24 protein-coding genes and 1 tRNA gene are annotated in these 21,772 nt (G+C 40.1%); 23 read left to right on the top strand and 2 right to left on the bottom strand.

Annotated elements, in window-relative coordinates; genetic code table 11:
* The first annotated feature begins 518 nt into the window (after positions 1–518).
* The 12 genes from rpmH to PV403_RS10950 all read left to right on the top strand — a co-directional run bounded on the left by rpmH (position 519) and on the right by PV403_RS10950 (position 12,034).
* Positions 519–653 carry a 50S ribosomal protein L34 gene (rpmH, locus tag PV403_RS11005; RefSeq protein WP_091159838.1) on the top strand — a complete coding sequence of 45 codons (135 nt, stop codon included), beginning with the start codon at positions 519–521 and terminating at the stop codon, positions 651–653.
* Positions 654–816: 163 nt separating this feature from the next.
* Complete coding sequence (gene rnpA / locus PV403_RS11000) at positions 817–1,173, top strand: ribonuclease P protein component (RefSeq protein WP_213530985.1); 357 nt, start codon at positions 817–819, stop codon at positions 1,171–1,173.
* A gap of 69 nt (positions 1,174–1,242) precedes the next feature.
* The gene (locus PV403_RS10995; RefSeq protein WP_213530983.1) at positions 1,243–2,130 is read left to right on the top strand and encodes a YidC/Oxa1 family membrane protein insertase; all 888 of its coding nucleotides are present in this window, start codon (positions 1,243–1,245) and stop codon (positions 2,128–2,130) included.
* Positions 2,131–2,193: 63 nt separating this feature from the next.
* On the top strand, positions 2,194–2,922 hold the full coding sequence (jag, locus tag PV403_RS10990) for an RNA-binding cell elongation regulator Jag/EloR (protein ID WP_332084587.1): 729 nt from the start codon (positions 2,194–2,196) through the stop codon (positions 2,920–2,922).
* Between the two features lie 150 nt (positions 2,923–3,072).
* Entirely contained in the window at positions 3,073–4,449 is a 1,377-nt protein-coding gene (gene mnmE / locus PV403_RS10985; protein WP_213530979.1) for a tRNA uridine-5-carboxymethylaminomethyl(34) synthesis GTPase MnmE, read from the top strand.
* Positions 4,450–4,678: 229 nt separating this feature from the next.
* A complete protein-coding gene (gene mnmG, locus PV403_RS10980) occupies positions 4,679–6,565 on the top strand; it encodes a tRNA uridine-5-carboxymethylaminomethyl(34) synthesis enzyme MnmG (protein WP_213530977.1) in 1,887 nt (628 codons plus the stop codon).
* A gap of 2 nt (positions 6,566–6,567) precedes the next feature.
* Positions 6,568–7,293 carry a 16S rRNA (guanine(527)-N(7))-methyltransferase RsmG gene (rsmG, locus tag PV403_RS10975; RefSeq protein WP_332084586.1) on the top strand — a complete coding sequence of 242 codons (726 nt, stop codon included), beginning with the start codon at positions 6,568–6,570 and terminating at the stop codon, positions 7,291–7,293.
* A gap of 376 nt (positions 7,294–7,669) precedes the next feature.
* Positions 7,670–8,488 carry a nucleoid occlusion protein gene (gene noc / locus PV403_RS10970; protein WP_213530973.1) on the top strand — a complete coding sequence of 273 codons (819 nt, stop codon included), beginning with the start codon at positions 7,670–7,672 and terminating at the stop codon, positions 8,486–8,488.
* Positions 8,489–8,601: 113 nt separating this feature from the next.
* Positions 8,602–9,363 carry a ParA family protein gene (locus PV403_RS10965; protein ID WP_213530971.1) on the top strand — a complete coding sequence of 254 codons (762 nt, stop codon included), beginning with the start codon at positions 8,602–8,604 and terminating at the stop codon, positions 9,361–9,363.
* The gene (locus PV403_RS10960) at positions 9,356–10,198 is read left to right on the top strand and encodes a ParB/RepB/Spo0J family partition protein (protein WP_213530969.1); all 843 of its coding nucleotides are present in this window, start codon (positions 9,356–9,358) and stop codon (positions 10,196–10,198) included. Before PV403_RS10965 ends, PV403_RS10960 begins: the two co-directional genes overlap by 8 nt.
* 156 nt (positions 10,199–10,354) lie before the next feature.
* Entirely contained in the window at positions 10,355–11,509 is a 1,155-nt protein-coding gene (locus tag PV403_RS10955) for an aminotransferase class V-fold PLP-dependent enzyme (RefSeq protein ID WP_213530967.1), read from the top strand.
* Positions 11,510–11,533: 24 nt separating this feature from the next.
* Complete coding sequence (locus PV403_RS10950) at positions 11,534–12,034, top strand: DUF4446 family protein (protein ID WP_213530965.1); 501 nt, start codon at positions 11,534–11,536, stop codon at positions 12,032–12,034.
* Here PV403_RS10950 and yyaC read toward each other — a convergent pair.
* The gene (yyaC, locus tag PV403_RS10945) at positions 12,006–12,614 is read right to left on the bottom strand and encodes a spore protease YyaC (RefSeq protein ID WP_213530963.1); all 609 of its coding nucleotides are present in this window, start codon (positions 12,612–12,614) and stop codon (positions 12,006–12,008) included. The two genes, PV403_RS10950 and yyaC, sit on opposite strands and share 29 nt — an antisense overlap.
* 107 nt (positions 12,615–12,721) lie before the next feature.
* On the opposite strand from yyaC, the gene PV403_RS10940 reads away from it, so the two are divergent.
* The 4 genes from PV403_RS10940 (at position 12,722) to PV403_RS10925 (ending at position 14,339) form a co-directional block, all read left to right on the top strand.
* Complete coding sequence (locus PV403_RS10940) at positions 12,722–12,970, top strand: DUF3343 domain-containing protein (protein ID WP_213530961.1); 249 nt, start codon at positions 12,722–12,724, stop codon at positions 12,968–12,970.
* Between the two features lie 44 nt (positions 12,971–13,014).
* On the top strand, positions 13,015–13,983 hold the full coding sequence (locus PV403_RS10935) for a mechanosensitive ion channel family protein (RefSeq protein ID WP_213531081.1): 969 nt from the start codon (positions 13,015–13,017) through the stop codon (positions 13,981–13,983).
* A complete protein-coding gene (locus tag PV403_RS10930; protein ID WP_191802385.1) occupies positions 13,973–14,182 on the top strand; it encodes a DUF951 domain-containing protein in 210 nt (69 codons plus the stop codon). The genes PV403_RS10935 and PV403_RS10930 overlap by 11 nt, the downstream gene beginning before the upstream one ends.
* 65 nt (positions 14,183–14,247) lie before the next feature.
* Positions 14,248–14,339: transfer RNA gene (locus PV403_RS10925), tRNA-Ser, on the top strand.
* Positions 14,340–14,802: 463 nt separating this feature from the next.
* Here PV403_RS10925 and PV403_RS10920 read toward each other — a convergent pair.
* On the bottom strand, positions 14,803–14,997 hold the full coding sequence (locus PV403_RS10920) for a YjzC family protein (protein WP_213530959.1): 195 nt from the start codon (positions 14,995–14,997) through the stop codon (positions 14,803–14,805).
* Between the two features lie 200 nt (positions 14,998–15,197).
* On the opposite strand from PV403_RS10920, the gene rpsF reads away from it, so the two are divergent.
* The 7 genes from rpsF to opp4C all read left to right on the top strand — a co-directional run bounded on the left by rpsF (position 15,198) and on the right by opp4C (position 21,766).
* Positions 15,198–15,482 carry a 30S ribosomal protein S6 gene (gene rpsF / locus PV403_RS10915; protein WP_160035531.1) on the top strand — a complete coding sequence of 95 codons (285 nt, stop codon included), beginning with the start codon at positions 15,198–15,200 and terminating at the stop codon, positions 15,480–15,482.
* A 51-nt stretch (positions 15,483–15,533) separates the two neighbouring features.
* Entirely contained in the window at positions 15,534–16,019 is a 486-nt protein-coding gene (ssb, locus tag PV403_RS10910) for a single-stranded DNA-binding protein (RefSeq protein WP_213530957.1), read from the top strand.
* 19 nt (positions 16,020–16,038) lie between these two features.
* Entirely contained in the window at positions 16,039–16,308 is a 270-nt protein-coding gene (gene rpsR / locus PV403_RS10905) for a 30S ribosomal protein S18 (protein WP_160035535.1), read from the top strand.
* 186 nt (positions 16,309–16,494) lie between these two features.
* A complete protein-coding gene (locus PV403_RS10900) occupies positions 16,495–17,118 on the top strand; it encodes a M15 family metallopeptidase (protein ID WP_332084585.1) in 624 nt (207 codons plus the stop codon).
* 920 nt (positions 17,119–18,038) lie between these two features.
* Entirely contained in the window at positions 18,039–19,787 is a 1,749-nt protein-coding gene (locus tag PV403_RS10895; RefSeq protein WP_332084584.1) for an ABC transporter substrate-binding protein, read from the top strand.
* Positions 19,788–19,868: 81 nt separating this feature from the next.
* Entirely contained in the window at positions 19,869–20,831 is a 963-nt protein-coding gene (locus PV403_RS10890; RefSeq protein WP_332084583.1) for an ABC transporter permease, read from the top strand.
* A gap of 11 nt (positions 20,832–20,842) precedes the next feature.
* Complete coding sequence (gene opp4C / locus PV403_RS10885; RefSeq protein ID WP_332084582.1) at positions 20,843–21,766, top strand: oligopeptide ABC transporter permease; 924 nt, start codon at positions 20,843–20,845, stop codon at positions 21,764–21,766.
* The last annotated feature ends 6 nt before the right edge of the window (positions 21,767–21,772 follow it).

Raw genomic sequence — 21,772 nt, 5'->3', positions numbered from 1 at the left:
GAGGAAAACTTCATCCATGTATACTTGTATACAAGTTATTGATTGATACCACTATCCTACCTCAACTGTGAACATTTTGTAAACGATTAGTTGAAGGATCTGCTTTAACAGAGGGCATGTATTTTATACATATAAACATAAGGAACAAATTGAATCACTGTTAATATAGAAGCACCAGTTATCAATTGGTGTTCAAATTAAGTATATATCAGTCATATAGTAGAAGAAAAAAGATGAAATGAACTAAATCCGTCTATCCACATGTGTATAACTTGCGAGAAGATACAACCATTTATTAAAAATGTGGACAAATGAATCAAAAGATATGGATTTGGGATATAATGTAGTTCAGTTGACTTTTTGACTTGTACGTGGTTAAATATATAAAGGCATTTTCTGTGTTGATGAAAATGATTAAATTAAGATATCGTTATAGATTGCGCTATGCAAATAAACAGTTTATATGTACTACTAGGTAGTTCAATCTGTACAGGATTCCTTTTAAGGGGGTGCAATACATGAGACCAACATTTAGACCGAATGTTAGCAAACGTAAGAAGAACCATGGTTTCCGGAAAAGAATGAGCACGAAAAACGGCCGTAAAGTTCTGGCAGCCCGCCGTCTTAAAGGCAGAAAAGTACTCAGTGCGTAATGCGTGCATGAAGACCACTACGGTGGTCTTTTTTTCTTAAACAAGAAAGTTTTATTTTAAATAGGGGAGCGTTTATAGCTTCCTACGATCGTCCATACTTAAATTTAGGATGTAACAATGCGTTTATTATATAGAGACGCGTTTTAGCAAGGAGAAGAGATCATTGCATAAAAGATTACGTTTACGAAACCGTGCCGACTTTAGTCGCGTATACCGTTATGGTAAGTCTCAAGCAAACTATCAGTTTGTGGTATATGGATTGCGTCGCAAGGATGTCGAGCAGTTTCGTGTCGGCGTATCTTGCAGCAAAAAAATAGGAAATGCGGTTGTTCGCAATCGCATGCGAAGAATGATTAAAGAAATTATTCGACATCATGAAGCCGAAATTGTTGAAAATATGGATCTCATATTTATCGTAAGAAAGGGAGCAGTTTCGATGAGCTACAAAGAGATGGAGAAAAGCATACTTCATGTCTTGCGTAAAGCTTCGCTGCTCAAGGCAGAAAGACGCTCGAATTAGCGTTTCTTTGTTCTTCTACTTATGGTATTATTTACGGTGGAATGGATAGGTTAAGAGAGGGGTTATCAAGTGTCTCGACTCAAGTCAATGAAGGGGAAAAAGTGGATTCTCCTGATCGCTGTTATTGCTTTAGTTGCTGTACTATCGGGTTGTACATCTGCTAATACAACTCATGTTACCACAGAAGACCTCAAAAACAGTGGATCTTTTTGGAAAAGTAACGTTGTTTATTGGTTCTCATTATCTTTAGATTCATTAGCTAAGCTGTTTGGTGGAGAATATGGATTGGCAATTCTCGTACTGGTAATTATCGTTCGTACGTTAATCCTTCCACTTACTATTAAACAAGTTAAAAGTTCAAGAAACATGCAAAAGATTCAACCGCTTATTAAGGAAATCCAAACGAAATATAAGGATACCCCTGAAAAAATTCAAGCGGAAACGATGAAGCTATTCCAAGAGCATAAAGTCAATCCGATGGCGGGTTGTTTGCCTCTGATTATCCAGATGCCTATTTATATCGCTCTTTATAACTCGATTCTCTATAACTCAAATATTAATCAGCACACTTTCTTATGGATGGAACTTGGTTCCCCAGATAAATTGTTTATACTTCCTGTGCTTGTTGCTGTATCTATGTTCTTCCAAACATGGTACATGATGAAACAAAATCCATCACAGCAGCAAGGACCTATGCAGTTTATGCTTTGGGTATATCCGATCCTGATGTTTATCATGTCCTACCAGTTTGCTTCGGCATTGCCGCTCTACTGGTTCTACTCGAACATCTATACCATCATTCAAAACTTCTTCCTCTATCGCAACAACGACAAGCTGGTAGCTGCTACGAATGTTGAAGGAACAAAGAGCTCCTCTAAAAAGAGACAAGCTGGAATGGCAACTACTAATGGCGTAGGTTCTCAAGCGAAGAAGAAAAAGAAAAAGAAGAAAAAATAATATAAATAATTCATTGTCCGGTTTATCAGATCAGTAAGTGGCAAAGGAGGCACGGCGTTCCATATGACCACCGTCATTGTGACAGGTAAAACGATAGAAGATGCTGTAGATCAAGGTCTGACACAACTTGGTGTCAGTCGAGATTTAGTTACGTTAAACGTCTTAGAACAGCCATCCAGAGGTTTTTTAGGTCTCATTGGTGTTAAGCCAGCCAAAGTAGAATTGACACTTAAGCCAAAACAGGCAGAAGAATCATTTCATAACGAGCCCGATTCTGCTCTGATCCGTACTTCTGAGCTTACATCTTCAAGATCAACTGAGTTAGATACCAATATATCTAATGATGTAGATCCATATGTTGAAGCGCGCAATTTCGTGAAAGAAGCAGCTGCGGGTATGGGTCTTGATGTTGAGATTGAGATCAAAAAAAGCAGGGATGGTAAGATATTCAATATTACCGGGGAAGACCTTGGTCTTATTATTGGACGTAGAGGCCAGACTTTAGATGCTTTGCAATATTTAACGAATATTGTGGCAAACAAACACTCAAGCAGTTTCGTACGGATTATTCTCGATGCGGAGAATTTTAGATTAAGACGCCGCAAGACACTCGAAGAACTTGCAGACCGATTGGCTTCACAGGTGATTCGCACGGGAAAAGAAGTGGTCCTTGAACCCATGCCTTCCCAGGAGCGCAAAGTGATTCATGCTAAACTTCAGAATCATCGTCAGGTGAATACAATTAGCAAGGGCGAAGAGCCTAACCGTAGAGTGGTAATTACACTTAAATAAGCTTAATGTGATTTCATGCGATTACGCAATGGCTTCCTGCCCCGTGCAGAAGCCATTGCTTTTTTCGTAATCAGGGTACGTATAATGAATATAACAGTCTTGATAACTTGAATATAGATCGTAAGCATTGATACGGGAAGGTGAATATAGATGATTAGTGATACAATAGCAGCTATTTCTACAGCTGTAGGCGAAGCGGGGATTGCTGTCATTAGGGTCAGTGGTCCAGACGCAATCAAAGAAGTAGGTAAGATTGTAAAAAGCAAAACACCACTTGAACAAGCAGAATCTCATACGGTTCATTATGGACATATTATCAACCCACAGACAGAAGAAAAAGTGGAAGAGGTACTTGTCACAGTGATGAGAGCCCCACGTTCCTTCACAACAGAAGATGTTGTAGAGATTAGCTCGCACGGTGGTGTTATTTCCGTTAAACGAATTATGGATTTACTGCTTATGCTGGATATCCGAGTGGCAGAACCAGGCGAGTTTACCAAAAGAGCCTTTTTGAACGGAAGAATTGACTTATCTCAAGCCGAAGGTGTTATGGATCTCATTCGTTCTAAGTCAGACCGTGCTTTTTCTGTTGCTTTAAAACAAGTGGGGGGAGCTCTCTCTGCAAAAATACGTGATCTTCGTTATACACTTGTGGAAACAATGGCACATATTGAAGTGAATATTGATTATCCAGAGCATGACGTAGAATCACTCACTTCTGAATTCATCAAAGAAAAATCGTCTCATGTTATGAACGAAATCGATAAGCTGTTAAAAACAGCAGAACAAGGGAAAATATTAAGAGAAGGAATTACAACAGCCATCGTTGGAAGACCTAATGTAGGTAAATCTTCGCTCCTTAATACACTGGCTCAAGATAACCGTGCGATTGTCACAGATATTCCAGGGACAACTCGCGATGTCATTGAAGAGTTTGTAACCATCAATAATATTCCTTTAAAACTGCTGGATACTGCGGGTATTCGGGAAACAATGGATGTTGTTGAGAAGATTGGTGTGGAACGATCTCGGACTGCTTTTACAGAAGCAGATCTGATTCTAATGGTAGTAAATGCGGGAGAACCGCTGCATGAGGATGAGCTCGAACTTTTGGAGCAAATTAAAGGCAGACAGGCCATTGTTATTTTAAATAAAATGGATTTACCAACGAAGATTGACCGGGACATATTAGAACGATATATTGATCCAGAATTAATCGTACCGATGTCTGTAAAAGCGGAAGAAGGTATTGACCTGCTTGAAGAAGCAATATCGAAATTATTCTTTAGCGGGCAATTAGAATCAGCAGATCTAACTTATGTAAGTAATGTACGACATATCTCTCTTCTGAAAAAAGCGAAGCAATCTTTACAGGATGCTTATGAAGCTGCGGAGCAGTTCATTCCGATTGATATGATCCAAATTGATGTGAGATTAGCTTGGGAGCAGCTCGGTGAGATCGTCGGCGATACTGCGCATGATGCTCTAATTGATCAGATATTCTCCCAGTTCTGTTTAGGAAAATAAGGAAGTTATTTATAGACTCACGGGATTCAATATAATCCTTATCATTCCAAATGATTTGAATCAACTCTTATGGAATCCCCGTGTTTTTTGATATAATGAAGTTTAGTGCTTTGTATAAGCACACGGAAATGAACTTGATAAGAAATCTAGAACAGTGAGGTTCTGATTTCGTTTCAATACAGCAGTATAAATTACAGGGAATTATCCCTGAAACAAGGAGGAAGGCACGATGGGATTTGATGGCGGTACATTCGATGTTATTGTCGTTGGTGCAGGTCATGCTGGTGTCGAATCAGCTCTTGCCGCCGCTCGTATGGGCTGCAAAACGCTGATGGTCACTATTAATCTGGATATGGTCGCATTTATGCCATGTAATCCATCGATCGGGGGACCAGCAAAAGGCCATGTAGTCCGTGAAATTGACGCCCTAGGTGGAGAAATGGGCCGCAATACAGACCGAACATTTATTCAAATGAGAATGCTCAATACAGGTAAAGGTCCCGCAGTACATGCGCTTCGAGCGCAGGCAGATAAATTTTCTTACCAGCACACCATGAAAGAAACGTTAGAAATGGAACCGAATCTTACGATGCGCCAAGGCATGGTAGAGCGTTTAATTGTGGAAAATGGAGAGTGTGTCGGTGTCGTTACACAGACAGGATCAGAATACCGTGCTAAATCAGTTGTACTTACAACAGGAACCTACTTACGCGGTAAAGTAATTATGGGGGAACTGATGTATGAGAGCGGGCCAAACAATCAGCAGCCTTCGATTAAGTTATCTGATCATCTTAAAGAGCTTGGTTTTGAACTTGTACGTTTTAAGACAGGGACTCCACCTCGGGTGCATAAGGATACCATCGATTTTAGTAAAACAGAAATTCAACCAGGAGACGATATTCCTAAGTTTTTCTCCTATGAGACGGAAAGCTCAGACAATGAACAATTGCCATGCTGGTTAACGTATACTTCAGCTGAAACACATCAGATTATTACTGATAACCTGCATCGTGCTCCGATGTTCTCGGGTGTGATTGAAGGTACGGGACCACGTTATTGTCCTTCCATTGAAGACAAGATTGTTCGTTTTAGTGATAAACCAAAACATCAAATTTTCCTAGAACCCGAAGGAAAAAACACCAAAGAATATTATGTTCAAGGTTTGTCTACCAGCTTACCTGAAGATGTACAATTAGAAGTATTGCGCTCCGTTCCGGGACTTGAGAATGTACAGATGATGCGTAACGGCTATGCAATCGAATATGATGCTATGGTACCGACGCAGCTTCTTCCTTCGCTTGAGACCAAGCGTCTTCCAGGTTTGTTTACTGCAGGACAAATTAACGGAACTTCTGGTTATGAAGAAGCAGCTGGCCAAGGAATTATGGCCGGAATCAATGCAGCTCGTAAAGCACAAGGGAAAGAAGCGGTTGTTCTAGATCGTTCGCAAGGGTACATTGGTGTTCTTATTGATGATCTGGTGACGAAAGGTACGAATGAGCCTTACCGTCTTCTTACTTCGCGGGCTGAGTATCGACTGCTTTTGCGTCATGACAATGCAGACATGAGACTTACTCCACTTGGACACGAGATTGGACTTGTGACGGATGAACGTTATGCTAAATTCCTTAATAAAAAGGAAAAAGTAGAACAGGAGATTGAACGTTTGCGCACTACTCGTACTCGCCCATCAGAAGTAAATGAACTTCTAGCAAGTATAGAGTCAACACCTTTGCAAGATGGAATTTCCCTTCTTACTTTAATGAGACGTCCTGAAGTGAATTATTCATTTATCGAGAGAATCTCACCTTCTCCTTATGATTTAAATGAAGAAATGAAGGAACAAGTGGAAATCCAAATTAAGTATGCGGGTTATATTGAGAAGCAACTCACTCATGTAGAACGTCTGCTGAAAATGGAGAAAAAGAAAATTCCAGATACCATCAATTACAATGAGATTCATGGTCTGGCAATGGAAGCGAAACAAAAGCTAGAAAAAATTCGTCCAATTTCTATCGGTCAAGCTTCCCGGATCTCGGGTGTAACACCGGCAGATATTTCGATATTGCTCGTTTATTTGGAACATTATAATCGGGTTACTGCATCTAGGGGGTAACAATGGATCATATACAGAAGGAATTGCAAGAACGCTTAGCAAAACATCAAATTGAGCTTAGCGAGAAGCAGTTAGAACAATTTGAGATTTATTACAAAGAGCTCGTATCTTGGAATGAGAAAATGAATCTAACCGGTATTACAGAAAGAGAGCAAGTATATACAAAACACTTTTATGATTCTGTGTCACTTGCTTTCTATGTAGGGATGGACGAAGTGAATACCATTGCGGATATTGGGTCTGGAGCTGGTTTCCCTGGTATTCCGCTGAAGATTTGTTTTCCTCATTTGAAGCTGACGATTATTGATTCTTTGAATAAACGGATTAATTTTTTACAGCATCTTGTTGACGCTCTTGGACTTGAAAATGTGGAGCTTATTCATGGGCGAGCCGAGGAAATCGGAAGACGTGCGGGTTACCGGGATCATTATGATCTAGTTACTGCACGTGCTGTTGCCAGGCTTGCGGTACTTAATGAATTTTGTTTACCTTTTGTCCGTAAAGACGGAATGTTCGCAGCAATGAAGGGTAGCGATCCTACTGCAGAATTGACAGAAGCGGCATACAGTTTAAAGGAGTTAAAAGGTAAACTCATAGAGACTCATGCTTTCCAATTACCCGTGGAAGAGTCAGCAAGGCATATGATTTTAATCCGTAAGATAGCAAACACGCCGAAGATGTATCCTAGAAAACCAGGAACACCACTTAAGACACCACTTGTTAAATAATAGAAAGGGAATGTTTCACGTGAAACATTCCCTTTTTTTGTTTTTTTCAAGCAATCTACCTTCCCAGAAGAAGAAATAATACCATATTTTAACTGTATAAAAACATGGCTCAAAATCAACAAACACTATGAAAATGATAGAAGTCAATTTTCCTTAAAATGAGATAAAATTCACTGCCAAACAATAGGATTATGGAAGAAAAAGTGATAGAATAGAGGGAGTAGTTTCTTCGTACAGATAGAGTCTAAACGTCATAGAACATAATCCTATACATAAAGAAGACGGCTTAGCCTAGTTGCAACACGGAATCGAAGAGAGAACAGTCAATGAAGTGCCTAAAGCGGCACTATTTTGAATTTAGGTGGTAATCTACGGAATGAAAGAACAATTTTCGAAGTTGTTTGGTTTGACGGAACGCAGTAACGGGGAAGAAGTAAAACAAATTCCAATCGACGAAATTGTGAGCAGCCCGTATCAGCCCCGTACGATTTTTGATGACGAGAAGATTGAAGAATTATGCCAAACGATTAAAACCCATGGCGTTATTCAGCCGATTGTGGTTCGCGTTCGGAACGGCCAATATGAAATCATTGCTGGGGAGAGACGCTGGCGTGCCGTTAGGAAACTGGGCATGGAACATATCCCTGCTATTGTACGTGAATTTAATGATTCCCAAGCAGCTTCAATAGCACTTATTGAAAATCTACAGCGTGAAGGGCTGACAGCGATTGAAGAAGCAGTGGCATATCAAAAGCTGATTGACTTGCACCAGTTAACACAAGAAAGTCTGGCGCAGCGCCTTGGAAAAAGCCAATCCACAATAGCAAACAAAATTCGCTTGCTGCATTTACCTGAAGAAGTGAAGTTGGCTCTTATGGAACGGAAAATATCAGAGCGACATGCGAGAGCACTACTTTCCCTAGATCGTTTGGAGATCCAATTAAAAATTCTCGAAGAAATCATCACTAAAGAATTGAATGTAAAACAAACGGAAGCAAGGGTTGCTTTCTACAAAGAATCTTCTAAGATTAAGAAGTCAAAACGGATTTCTTTTACAAAAGACGTTAGACTCGCTTTGAACACAATTAGACAATCCATTGATATGGTGTCAGACTCGGGCCTCGACATCAAAACAAAAGAATCTGATCATGAAGATCATTATGAAATAGTAATTCAAATTCCGAAACGTAAATAATGAACATACAGCGGCTCAAGTGCCGCTTTTTCTATCTAGTTCATTCTAGCTTTTGCGCCGATATCTATTATCTCGTACCCCTAAGGAATGACTCCTATACTGAGGTGAACAAAGTGTCAAAGATTATTGCCGTAGCAAACCAGAAGGGCGGAGTAGGTAAAACAACGTCTTCTGTTAATCTGGGTGCAGGATTGGCTTCACTTGGCAAGCGTGTACTTCTTGTAGATATAGATCCCCAAGGCAACACAACTAGCGGTGTGGGTGTTAATAAAGCAGATGTTGCTTATTGTATCTACGATGTGCTCATTGAAGAGATACATCCTAGAGAAGCAATTGTCGAAACGAATATCCCGGGACTTCATCTGATTCCCGCAACAATTCAGCTCGCTGGAGCTGAAATTGAACTTGTATCTACCATTTCTCGTGAAGTTCGTCTGAAGAAATCTCTGCAGATGATTAAACATGAGTATGACTATATCTTGATTGATTGTCCTCCTTCACTTGGGATGCTTACAATTAACTCACTGACTGCATCCGATTCTGTTATTATTCCAATTCAGTGTGAATATTACGCCCTCGAAGGTTTAAGTCAGCTCCTAAATACGGTTAGGCTTGTACAAAAGCATCTGAATACTTCTCTCCAAATTGAAGGTGTGCTGCTTACAATGTTTGATGCTCGCACTAACTTAGGGATTCAAGTTATAGAAGAAGTCAAAAAGTATTTTCAACAAAAAGTTTATAGAACGATTATTCCGCGCAATATTAGACTTAGTGAAGCACCATCACATGGACAGTCTATTATTACGTATGATCCTCGCTCAAGAGGAGCTGAAGTTTATCTAGAGTTGGCAAAGGAAGTGATTTCATATGAGTAAGCGTTTAGGTAAAGGCTTGGATGCACTTCTACCTTCGCTTTCGATCAACGATGATGACAAAGTTGTGGAGATACCACTCAGCCAGCTTCGCGCAAATCCTTATCAGCCTAGAAAAACATTTGATGAAGAGTCCATAAAAGAACTGGCTGAATCTATTCGCCAGCACGGAGTTATTCAACCGATTATTGTTCGCAGTGTGCTTAAAGGGTATGAAATTATAGCTGGTGAGAGGCGTTTTCGTGCATCTCAATATTGCGGTAAATCAACAGTTCCAGCGGTAGTTCGCAACTTTTCAGAACAGCAAGTCATGGAAATTGCACTTATTGAAAACCTGCAACGTGAAAACCTAAATGCAATGGAAGTGGCTGTAGCTTATCAAGGTCTTATGGATCAGTTTTCTCTAACTCAAGAAGAACTGTCTATGAAAGTTGGTAAATCAAGATCTCATATTGCTAACTTTCTGCGGTTGTTAACTTTACCGGAGGAAGTAAAAGATTATGTTTCACGTGGAACATTATCCATGGGCCATGCAAGGGCTATTGTTGGTCTGAAGGATCAAAAGGTAATAAAGGAACTAGCAGAGGAATGTATCCAGAAGCAATGGAGCGTTAGAGAACTTGAAGAAGCTGTTCAACAATTGGATCGTAAGGGAAACGAAAGTAAATCTAAGCCTAAGCAGAAGAGAAGAGACCCTTATATTGAAACAGTTGAGGAAAGTCTGCGTGATCGTTTCAAGACAACGGTAAAGATTAAGGATCATAAGGAAAAAGGAAAGATCGAACTAAATTATTACAGCAAACAAGATTTAGAGAGACTTTTAGAATTACTTCAATAAATGGACTTCTCGAATGATCTACATGTCTAACCTATCATCAATACACATGAATATGAGGGTAATGGGTAAGTAAGTCTTTAGTGTAATGACATATCGTCCTCTTACCTCAGGTAGGAAGAAAAGATATGTCATTTTCTTTTGTAGAGGAGTAGGGGAATGAAAAAAATCATATATTTGGATCACGCTGCTACCTCATGGCCGAAGCCAGAAACAGTAAAAGAAGCGATGATTCAGGCAATGGAAACAGCAGGCGCAAACCCAGGCAGGGGAAGTCATCAAATGTCTGTTAACGCAAGTCGGGTATTATTTAATACTCGCCGTGCTATTGCAAAGCTGTTTAGGATTCATAATCCAAATGATATCGTACTTACTTCTAATACTACAATGAGTTTAAATTTAGCTATAAGAGGAATTTTGGAACCAGGCGATCATGTAATTACAACAATGATGGAACATAATTCTGTAAGAAGACCTTTAGAATACTTAAAATCTCTCGGGCAGATTGAAGTGGATTATCTTCCGCTTACGGATGAAGGTCAAATATCTATCGATATGCTCGAGAGCCGAATTCGTCCTCATACCAAATTAGTAGCAGTAACTCATAGTTCTAATCTGCTAGGAAGTATTCTTCCATTGCAAGAAATCAGTGCTGTTACTCGGAAATACGGGATCCCTTTGCTCGTCGATGCCGCTCAGAGTGCGGGAGTGCTGCATATTGATGTAGAGAAGATGGGTATTGATATGTTGGCTTTTCCAGGACATAAAGGTTTGCTTGGGCCGCAAGGAACAGGTGGTCTTTACATTCATCCTGATCTCGACGTGAAGCCACTGCTTTACGGAGGGACAGGCAGCCAATCGGAAGTAATAGGCCAACCGACGGTTAGACCTGACCGTTATGAATCAGGTACACCAAATGTGGTGGGTTATGCTGGTTTAATGGCAGGAATAGAGCAAGTATTATCCTTGACGATAGATTATATCTATGAACATGAGTGGTCATTATCTCAATATCTAATAGAGGGATTAGAAAAGGTACCGGGAGCACATATTCTTGGTCCAAGAAAAGGGTGCCCAAGAAGCGGACTTGTATCTTTTAATATAGAAAACGTGGATTCTGCCGAATTAGCTTTCCGGCTTGACCGGGAATACAGTATCGCAGTACGCTCGGGATATCACTGTACCCCGCTAGCACATGAAAGTGCAGGAACTTTAGATCGAGGAGCAGTAAGAGCTAGTTTTGGTGTAAACTCAACCGAGGCAGAAGTGTCGGCGCTGCTCGCAGCTGTCCACCATCTTGCCAGTAGATCTTAATTAATAGAGGAGTAGGAACAATAAATGACAGATATGAATGAACTGATCCTGGAACAATTGCCTATTATTATTTTTGGTATTTTGTTAATTGTTCTTGTTCTTTTAATCATGATGATTGTCCAAACTGTAAAAATGCGTAGACTTCGTAAAAATTACGATAACTTAATGTCTAGTACAGGAGTGGAAGATTTAGAGTCCTTACTTTTTCAGCTTAAAGTTCAGATGGATTCCATTGAGGATATGCAGGCTGAGAACAAAGATGAAATTACAAAGGCACTAACGAAATTGAATCAAGTTCAAGGGAAAATAGGGGTAAAACGTTATAATGCTTATGGAGAGCGGGGGACGGATTTGAGTTTCTCTGTCGCCATGCTGAATGAACAGAGCGATGGACTTGTGTTAACAGGGTTATATAATCGGGATGGTTCTTATGTATATGCAAAGCCCCTAAAAGGGGGAGAATCAACGTATTCCTTATCAAACGAGGAAAAAGAAGCTATTGTTCTTGCACAGCAAGAAGCGTAACACGTTTATGCCATTCTGTAAGTGCATCATATAAACTGTGGGAGATCACCTCTGCCATGCGAACGACAAGACTAAGCCGAGTATTCTGAAGTACGAAATACTCCATAAAGCCGCCGACGTTAACGATACCCGTCAAATGGATATCGCCAACCGGCGGTAATTCTTTATTTACACCTGCTCCTGGGCGAAGCGGTCCTGCGGATACTTGGATGCAGCCTACACTAGAAGATTGTCCAAGACAGGCATCGATACCAATGACATAGGGGTCAGCGTGTGTGGAATAAATTACATCAAGCGTATCTTGCAGATTCATTGCATGAACGGGTTCCTCTAGTGTACCGTATAGGTGGTAAATGGAACTCTTTAGCTTGGATAGAGAAGTACCCACGAGAGGACCAAGACAATCCCCTGTTGAGCGATCCGTTCCAATACAAACGATGACAATTTCTTTATGGGCAGGTGCCTGAAATAGATGGAATAGTAAGCGGTGGACAATGGCTGATGCAATACCTGGATCCGTATGGGGTATTTTCAGGCCAGGCATGTCCTGTGAAGATAAAGCTTTTGGATTACGATTCATAGTCGCACTATCTTCCTTTCGTGCTTGGAATAGTAGTACTAGTATATGGAAGAATGCTGGTTTTTATACTTCAATTCACTAGACCATCATAGATAAGGAGTATTCGAATGGATACGTGGCTTACGATTGCTTTTGACTCAACACAGCAAGCGATCTATGCAGAAATGCTGCTAGAGTATGCGGAAGTTGAGATCGATACCTATCCTACCCCGAAAGAGATAACTGCAGGCTGTGCTTTATCAATTCAGTTCCCTGAGCAATTTCTGGACAAAGTAAAGTATGTTATCATGACAGAGAAAGTTGAAATACGCGGTATTTTTCGAAAAGAAGGCACCGGGTATATAGAAATTATATAGAGATCGTTTACTAAAGAGGTGAATAAAGAGTGGATTGGCCGTTAATGTTATTGACTGGTGCAACAAATGCACCGAAAGAACCAGATACTGGAAAAGTTGAAGAAACGGTTGAGGAAGCCGTGAGCTGGGTTCAGAAAATTACAGATGGTATATGGAATTGGTTCACCGACGCAGATATGTGGATTGGCTACGCGGGTGTACTGTTACAGATTATTATTGTATTTGTTTTAACACGGATTGCTATTAAATTACTGCATGGAATTATTGATAGATCTTTACTGAATAATGACGCTGATAGAAGAATAAGACTGAATACGCGAAGAGTAAATACGGTTGGAGAACTTTTGAAAAATGTAGTCTCCATGGTATGTAACTTTATACTGGTACTGCTTATTCTTAGTCAGATGGGTGTCAATCTTGGACCTGTGTTAGCTAGTGCTGGGGTACTTGGACTCGCCATTGGTTTTGGTGCACAAAGTTTAGTCAAAGACGTGATCACTGGATTCTTCATTATATTTGAAGATCAATTTGCGGTTGGTGATGTCATTCAAACAGGGACCTTAAAAGGTACGGTGGAGATGATTGGACTAAGAACAACCAAGATTGTTAGTTTTACTGGCGAGGTTCATATCATTCCTAACGGAGGAATTACCACAGTTACTAACTTCTCCATGGCTAACTCAAGAGCGGTTGTAGATATTCCGATGAAAGGGGAAGAACGACTCGGGGAAGCAATGCGGCTTGTAAAAGAGGCTGTACGCGATCTGCCAGAACGTAATACAAATGTACTGACTGTTCCTGAGGTTGTTGGGATTCAGTCTATGACAACATCTGAGTATGTGATCCGTGTTGTAGCTGAGTGTCTGCCGAATATGAACAATGCTGTGCAGCGTGACATCCAGATGGATGTGAAGGAAGCTCTCGAATATCAAGAAACAGTTCGTATGGCTGAGTTAGAGAGTGCCGCATCAAGGGAAGATGATGAGACAGGAGATGGATCAGGTGGAGCGTAAAATTTATGGTCTTGGAGACATCGTGCAGATGAAGAAGCCACACCCTTGCGGAAGCAATGAGATGGAGATCATACGTATGGGAATGGATATCCGTATTAAGTGTGTTGGATGTAAGCATAGTGTACTTGTCCCTAGAGCAAAGTTCGAAAAAAACTTCAAAAAAGTACTTCGCTCATCTGAAGAGCCTCAGTCAGAATAAGAAGCAGACTGGGGCAATCTCTTCTTGCTATTAGAAGACTTTTTTGATATAATGAATTTTGCTGCGGAAAGGTACCCAAGAGGTTATAAGGGGACTGACTCGAAATCAGTTAGGCGCCTTGCGGCGTGCGAGGGTTCGAATCCCTCTCTTTCCGCCATTTAACTAAATGATTGAACCTAACCTAAAAATACGGACGCACCTCTTACGTTTACAACGTAAGAGGTTTTTTCGTGTATGTGGATTTTTGCTACTGTTCATTACAGATTACTTAGTTTAGAAGATGCTTAATTTAGAGAAACCAAAAAAGGACCCTAAAAGGGTCCTTCTCGGAAGGCAGTGCGTTATGGTAAAGAAAACATCTTCACGTAACAATTCGTAAGAAACTCGGTGTACTGCCAAGCAATACCAGTGCATCTGAATCCATTTATTTCATCTTCCGCACATTACCTTCCGCTTCTATTTGCCACGATCAAGACCCTCCTCTAAGCGAATGTCCGGCTCGGTTTTCAAATCATCCAACGGAACCACACCTCTCCTTGAGCACTGCCTTAACTGTATTATGTCCGGTAATGAGAAAAATAAACGTGAGATGCAAATGATTTTGTTTTAGTTATTAATGATTAATGAACCCGGGCTTTGGTAAGCTTCTTCCATTTACGATCTTTATTCGTTGTTTCCGGGAATGCCTCGCCTTTTTTCAGCTTAACTCGTTTGGGGTTGTTGATCTCTGTGTGGAAACTGGCCTCCCCAACCTCAGTATATTCGCCGTCATTTGGTGCTTTATCTCCTGGTTCGAATTCAGTTCTTTCACCCATTCGTATCCCTCCTTATATTGTAGTGCTTAATTATTGTGTGCAGATTCCATTACAATCATGTTGGAGAATCTGATGGTAAAAGAGAACATGTGCTTGCACTCATATCATGAAAATGTTATATTGGAGTGGTGCGAGTTTATTCTCGTTCCTTGCTCTCAGCTAAGCTAGAGGGCCTTATGTCCATAAGGAGGTGTATAGTTATGCGCAAATACGAAGTGATGTACATTATTCGTCCTGATATTGAACAAGAAGCTGTTCAAGCTGCAGTCGAAAAATTCCAAGGCATCATCTCCAATGGCGGGGAAATTACAAAACATGATGTTTTGGGTAAACGCCGTCTTGCGTATGAGATTAAGAAATTCCGTGATGGTCACTATGTGTTGGTTAACTTCAACGCTGAACCAGCTGTCGTTTCCGAGTTGGAACGTCTCATGAAAATTTCTGACGAAGTAATTCGTTATCTCATCACGAACGATGTTGCTTAATCCGTAAAACATGATTTTTGTAATAATTACGCTCAGAAGGAGGGGATTAGATTGTTGAACCGAGTCATTCTGATTGGCCGGTTAACCCGTGACCCTGAATTACGTTATACTCCTGCTGGAGTAGCCGTAACTCAATTCACACTTGCTGTAGACCGTCCGTTTACAAGTCAAGGTGGAGAACGGGAAGCTGATTTTATACCGGTCGTTACCTGGAGACAGCTAGCGGAAACTTGTGCAAATTATTTGCGTAAAGGCCGTCTAACAGCCGTCGAGGGACGCATTCAAGTACGTAATTATGAGAATAACGAAGGTAAACGTGTTTACGTTACTGAAGTTATCGCTGATAACGTTCGTTTCTTGGAATCTAGCCGTGATGGTGGCAACACAAATAGCGGTGGAACTGTGCGTGAAGAGCCTTCATTCGGAGGCAGCGGCAACGGTAACCGAGGGAACAACAATTTCTCACGGAACAATCAGGATCCTTTTTCGGATGACGGTAAACCGATTGATATTTCGGATGATGATTTGCCATTTTAATTAGGAAGGACTGAATAGCATGGGCTTCAAACAAAGAGAAGGCGGAGACGATAAAAGACCAGCACGCCGTGGTGGCCGTAATAAACGTCGTAAAGTTTGTTTCTTCACTGTTAACAAAATTACTCACATTGACTATAAAGATACGGACCTGCTTCGTAAATTTATCAGTGAACGCGGAAAAATTTTGCCACGTCGTGTTACTGGCACGAGTGCAAAATACCAACGCATGCTGACGATTGCAATCAAACGCTCCCGTCAAATCGCATTGCTTCCGTACACAACTGAATAGTTTCAGGTTCAGTGATCGAAACAACCTGCTGTTTACAGCAGGTTGTTTTTTTTGTTTAATAATTACATACAATTCTCTGTTCTATTGATATAAAGTGACTATTAACTATGGAAATGTTGGAACAACGTTGTGATCTTCCTATTACACGAAATATAATGATAGGATAGATAGAATATAGGAGTGGTTATGAGAAGGCAAACACATCAAAGACGCGGGACTTCAGGACGTTTATTGTTAATGCTGTTGCTCTTGGGACTTGTATATTATATTTCGCAGTCGGACACTTTCCGTATTCATTGGAGCCTTCCTTTTTTTAGAGAGGTTGAAGAAGAGCAGTTTGAAGTAACTGGATTACACCCAGTTGTTGCTGAAAAGCAAAACCAGTTAGTAGAACGAGCAAGAAAGAGCGGAATAAAGATCATTATTACAGAAGGATACCGGAGTGAAGAGAGGCAAGATGAACTCTTTGAACAAGGACGATCCACAGCAGGGCAAATTGTAACTTCAGCTAGAGGTGGGGAATCTTATCATAATTATGGACTAGCCATTGATTTTGCGATAAGGGTCTCGGCAGACAAGGTGATATGGGATATGGACTATGATGGAAATGGAAATGGGAAATCAGATTGGATGGAGATTGTAGAGATCGCTAAAGAACTCGGGTTTGAATGGGGAGGCGATTGGGCCAGTTTTCCGGACTATCCTCATCTTCAGTATGATTTTGGTTACAGTATAGCTGAGCTGCAGCGCGGTAAAAGACCACCAGGTTATGAACTAGACTCTGAAGATCTAGAAGCAAGCGAAGAATGAATGAAAAGAAGTAGTAGAAGTAAAAAAGATTGCTAAACCAACCAATTTATAATACCTTTAGTTGCTTTAATCAAGACTATATATAGATCAAAATGGTTCTATTCCTCTATATATAGTTACGGATTTTTGTTTTAATGAGTTATGAAATTGGTCCTGCCGATGTAGGACCTTTTTTATTTTCATGAAACTTTTCACAAGATGTTTACAATTCAGCGTAGATTGTACTTGAAATAAATAAGTAGAATTGTATAATAGGAAAAAAGTTCTAATAAGAGCAATTCCTTAACCACGCTTCGTTAAAATATCTATAATTTTTCCTCTACAGAACGACAACGCTAAAAACAATCTCATATCGATTTTACAGGCGTTATGTTTACTCACACTAATATTTTTTTCTCATTTCCTGTGTAATGTATATGTTATATATAGATAATTGTTTTATTAAACATAACAATATACTGTCATCTAATAATCAGTACGTGATTGAAATAAATAAACCTCTACCCCTTATAAACAGAAATAAACATTAAATATCAATTAAATGTAAAAAAACATTGACGTTAGTAAAATTTACACGTATCATTAAATAAATTATTTAGTACCATTTAATAGGATGATATTACATTTATTGACCGTTGGTCTAAAAGTATGCATCTCTAGTACTATATTTCCACTTATTTATATTATTTACATTCTAACCTCACACCAAGAATACTCTACATATATAGATTCATATAAATGCAATCCATTTATTAGTCCGTATTCACCACTCATTCATTCATCTCTGCCTTACTTCGTTTCCCTAGCATCATGATTAGACTTCACAATTTTAGTAACTCTGTAATTATTCATGGATAATTTTCATATATTTTATCCTGATAATTTATAAGCATTTATAGAAATTTACGAGGAGGATTTTCATGAGAAAGAGATTTTCGCTAATGCTAGTGATCATGCTTATGCTGGTAACCGTACTTGCAGCATGCACTGGCGGACAAACGGCAGAACAAACTCCGGGGGAAACACCAAACACAGAAACACCAGCAGAGACACCAGAAACACCTGCTGAAGATGCTACAAAGAACGATGGGTTGTTTGAAGCAGCGGACATGTCTGCTAACCCAGGTCCGGCAACTAGTCGTACTGATACTTTAGTTGTAGGGGTTACTTCTCCTAAAGGCGTATTTAACCCGCTTTTCCAAGATTCTGCTTACGATTATATGGTTAATGACATTCTTTTTGATGGTTTCCAAACGATCAATGGCGATGGCACATATTCTAATCATCTTGCAGAGAGCATTGATGTAAGTGAAGACGGTTTGAAGTATACATTCAAACTGAAACCAGGTGTAACGTACACTGACGGCACGCCAGCAACTGTTAAAGATTTCTACTTTTCTTTGAAAGTTCTTCATGATAAGAGCTATGACGGCCCTTCTGATGCATTGTCTTACTACATTAAAGGCGGTCAAGAATATTATGATGGTAAAGCTAATGAAATTTCCGGCGTAACTATTGTTGATGAAAACACAGTAGAAGTAGAAGTTACTGAAGTTACAGCTCTTACGAAAGACTTCCTAGGCGATATTCCTTTCTTGCCTGAGGCTTATTACGGTAAAGATTACAAACAGGGTAACCTTGATTCTGTTAAAGCGTTAAATGACAAGCCAATCGGTTCTGGACAGTATGTTATGAAATCCTTCCAGCCAGGACAACAAGTTATTTTTGAAGCAAATGAGAATTACTTCCTAGGTGCACCGAAAATTAAAAACGTAATTTACAAATCTACTACTGACGAGACGAAACTCGCAATGCTTACATCCGGCGAGATTGATATGGATATGGTAACTGTAGATGAAGATAATGTAGAGGAAGTTCAAACTCTTGGATTCCTTGATTTAAATATCTTCCCTACGAACGGTTACGGTTATGTTGGTATGAACCATGAAAGAGCGAAATTCCAAGATCCTAAAGTGCGTCAAGCACTTGTATATGGTCTGAATCGTGCAGAAATTGTAGAAGCAGTATACGGTAAGTTTGCTGATGTTATCAATATTCCTCAGTCCAAAGAATCATGGGCTTACACAAGTGAAGGCATTGAAGCTTATGACTTTGATATCGAAAAAGCAAAATCATTGTTAGATGAAGCTGGCTGGACTGTTGGCAAGGACGGTATTCGTGAAAAAGATGGTGAAAAATTCACAATTGATTTCTCTGGTACTGCTGAAAATCCAGTGGTAGATGCACTTCTTCCCATTATGATTGCTAACTATCAAGAACTTGGAATTAAAGTGAATGCGGAAACGCTCGATTTTAACGCTATTCTTGATAAATTGGATAAGAGTGAGTACGACATGTACTTCATGGCTTGGGGACTTACTCCAGACCCTGACGGAACAGTATACACCACAGATGGAGCACAAAATCGTGTGCATTACTCTAATAAAGAGTATGACGATTTGATGAAGCAAGGTAAAAAAACACTTGATGTAGAGAAACGTAAAGAGATTTACGCTCAAGCTTATCAAGTGCTCAATAAAGATATTGCAGATATCTTGATGTACCAAAGAAGAGATGGATGGGCAATTAACGGACGAATTAATGGTCTGGAAATTACCCCTTATAAAAGATTTACTTTTAGTCTTTACAAAGCAGAAATCGGAGAATAAAACATATAGCCCAGCATGAAAATGATAAGCTCAGCTCTCGCAAGAGCTGAGCTTATCCACTTATATCCCGGGAGGAATATTATGAAGCAGTATATTATCCGGAGGCTGCTGCAAATGATTCCGACAATGATCGGAATTACTATTCTTGTATTTGCAATTACAGCTCTTGTTCCAGGGGACTACATTACTTCTCAGCAAAATCCGAATATGACAGCAGAAAAAGCTCAGCAATTGAAGGAAATATATGGACTTGATAAAGACCCTGTGCAGCGATATTTCATATGGGTCGGAAACATGCTCACCGGTAACATGGGTGATTCCTTGCAGCATAAGCGTCCTGTCACCGATGTTATTGGAGATTATGTATGGAACTCTTTTCTTATTGCTTTTTTCAGTATGATGTTCAGTTGGATTATCGCCATAGTTGCGGGTGTATTCTCTGCTAAATTTCAGTACTCCCTTTTTGATAAGTTAATGACTTTATTCGTATTTTTATGCATGTCTTTGCCATCATTTTTTATAGGTTTAGTACTCATTAAATTTATGGCAGTAGACTGGGGGCTCTTCCCTGTAGGTGGAATGACTACAGCAGGACAAGCAGGATCTACTTGGAACTATATCGTTGATGTAGCTGATCACATGTTCTTACCGGTTCTTGTACTAACCATGTTAAGCACAGGAAGTCTCACTCGTTATTTCAGAACAAGCATGCTTGAGGTCATTCGGCAGGATTATATCCGGACGGCCAGGGCAAAAGGACTTAAAGAAAGAACGGTAATTTTTAAGCACGCACTTCGAAATGCAATGCTTCCTGCAATCACACTCATGGGATTTGAACTTCCTGCATTGTTCTCGGGGGCAATCATCCTGGAGAAAATCTTTGTATGGCCAGGCGTAGGGCAAGTTTATCTAGAATCCATCACGATGCGAGACTATCCGTTTATGCTTGGATTTACGATTTTCTTGGCTGCACTGACGTTGATTGGAACGTTAATATCTGATGTGCTCTACGGTGTTGCAGACCCTAGAATAAGGTTGAAGTAGGAGGAGATTTCATGTCAATTGAGGCTGCACCTTTAAAATCGAAAGCTCAAGTCCCAGCGAAGCAGCCGGATTCACCTTGGAGAGTTGTTCTGCGCAGGTTCTCCCAAAACCGTCTTGCTATAGCTGGACTTTTCATTTTAGTGTTGATGGTTCTAATTTGTTTTTTAGGCCCTATAATATCACCTTATAATCTTTATGATTATAAAGTGGCTGATAAAAATAATCCGCCTAGCAGTGTGCATTGGCTTGGCACCGATAAACTTGGCAGGGATGTCCTGCTTCGTGTCATGCTGGCAGGGCGTGTATCTATACTGGTCGGGGTGATTGCAACGGCAATCACGGTCTTGATTGGTTCGGTACTTGGAGCACTTGCTGGCTTTTATAAGAAGTTCCTGGATTCATTTATTATGCGTATTGCTGAAATATTTATGTCACTGCCTTCGTTGCCTTTGCTCATCATTTTGGGCGCGATTATGTCAGATTTAAAGATTCCTCCGGAAAATCGAATCTATTTTCTGATGCTTATTCTGGGTGTCTTATCTTGGCCAAGCTTAGCAAGGCTTGTTCGCGGACAGATTTTAACGCTGAGAGAACAAGAATTTATGCAGGCAACAGAAGCTTTAGGTCTTCGTGACCATCGTAAAATTTTCAAACATCTGCTTCCGAATACCATTCCTATTATTATCGTATCAGCAACACTTGGTGTTGCAGGAGCCATTTTGTCAGAATCCGCACTCAGTTGGTTAGGTCTTGGGGTTGTTCCGCCTACTCCGTCATGGGGAAATCTGATCTCTGAGGCAAATGGACTCATTGAATTTCGTAAGAGACCTTGGCTTTGGATTCCGCCAGGTATGTGTATTCTGATTACCGTAGTATCGATTAACTTGATTGGTGACGGGCTACGCGATGCGCTCGATCCTAAAATGAAAAAGTAGGAGATG

Source organism: Paenibacillus sp. GYB006 (assembly GCF_036577645.1).
GTDB lineage: Bacteria > Bacillota > Bacilli > Paenibacillales > Paenibacillaceae > Paenibacillus.
Note: the sequence above shows the minus strand (reverse complement) of the source record. Positions and strands in the feature narration are given on the sequence as shown.

Bases quoted from the DNA above. Each gene is read 5' to 3' on its own strand.
- PV403_RS10920 (WP_213530959.1), bottom strand. From the start codon at position 14,997: ATGGGTGAAAGAACTGAATTCGAACCAGGAGATAAAGCACCAAATGAC.
- PV403_RS10900 (WP_332084585.1), top strand. From the start codon at position 16,495: ATGAGAAGGCAAACACATCAAAGACGCGGGACTTCAGGACGTTTATTG.
- jag (WP_332084587.1), top strand. From the start codon at position 2,194: ATGACCACCGTCATTGTGACAGGTAAAACGATAGAAGATGCTGTAGAT.
- mnmE (WP_213530979.1), top strand. From the start codon at position 3,073: ATGATTAGTGATACAATAGCAGCTATTTCTACAGCTGTAGGCGAAGCG.
- PV403_RS10890 (WP_332084583.1), top strand. From the start codon at position 19,869: ATGAAGCAGTATATTATCCGGAGGCTGCTGCAAATGATTCCGACAATG.
- noc (WP_213530973.1), top strand. From the start codon at position 7,670: ATGAAAGAACAATTTTCGAAGTTGTTTGGTTTGACGGAACGCAGTAAC.
- mnmG (WP_213530977.1), top strand. From the start codon at position 4,679: ATGGGATTTGATGGCGGTACATTCGATGTTATTGTCGTTGGTGCAGGT.
- PV403_RS10895 (WP_332084584.1), top strand. From the start codon at position 18,039: ATGAGAAAGAGATTTTCGCTAATGCTAGTGATCATGCTTATGCTGGTA.
- PV403_RS10960 (WP_213530969.1), top strand. From the start codon at position 9,356: ATGAGTAAGCGTTTAGGTAAAGGCTTGGATGCACTTCTACCTTCGCTT.
- PV403_RS10935 (WP_213531081.1), top strand. From the start codon at position 13,015: ATGTTATTGACTGGTGCAACAAATGCACCGAAAGAACCAGATACTGGA.
- yyaC (WP_213530963.1), bottom strand. From the start codon at position 12,614: ATGAATCGTAATCCAAAAGCTTTATCTTCACAGGACATGCCTGGCCTG.
- PV403_RS10950 (WP_213530965.1), top strand. From the start codon at position 11,534: ATGACAGATATGAATGAACTGATCCTGGAACAATTGCCTATTATTATT.
- rpmH (WP_091159838.1), top strand. From the start codon at position 519: ATGAGACCAACATTTAGACCGAATGTTAGCAAACGTAAGAAGAACCAT.
- PV403_RS10955 (WP_213530967.1), top strand. From the start codon at position 10,355: ATGAAAAAAATCATATATTTGGATCACGCTGCTACCTCATGGCCGAAG.
- rpsR (WP_160035535.1), top strand. From the start codon at position 16,039: ATGGGCTTCAAACAAAGAGAAGGCGGAGACGATAAAAGACCAGCACGC.
- PV403_RS10940 (WP_213530961.1), top strand. From the start codon at position 12,722: ATGGATACGTGGCTTACGATTGCTTTTGACTCAACACAGCAAGCGATC.
- rpsF (WP_160035531.1), top strand. From the start codon at position 15,198: ATGCGCAAATACGAAGTGATGTACATTATTCGTCCTGATATTGAACAA.
- opp4C (WP_332084582.1), top strand. From the start codon at position 20,843: ATGTCAATTGAGGCTGCACCTTTAAAATCGAAAGCTCAAGTCCCAGCG.
- rsmG (WP_332084586.1), top strand. From the start codon at position 6,568: ATGGATCATATACAGAAGGAATTGCAAGAACGCTTAGCAAAACATCAA.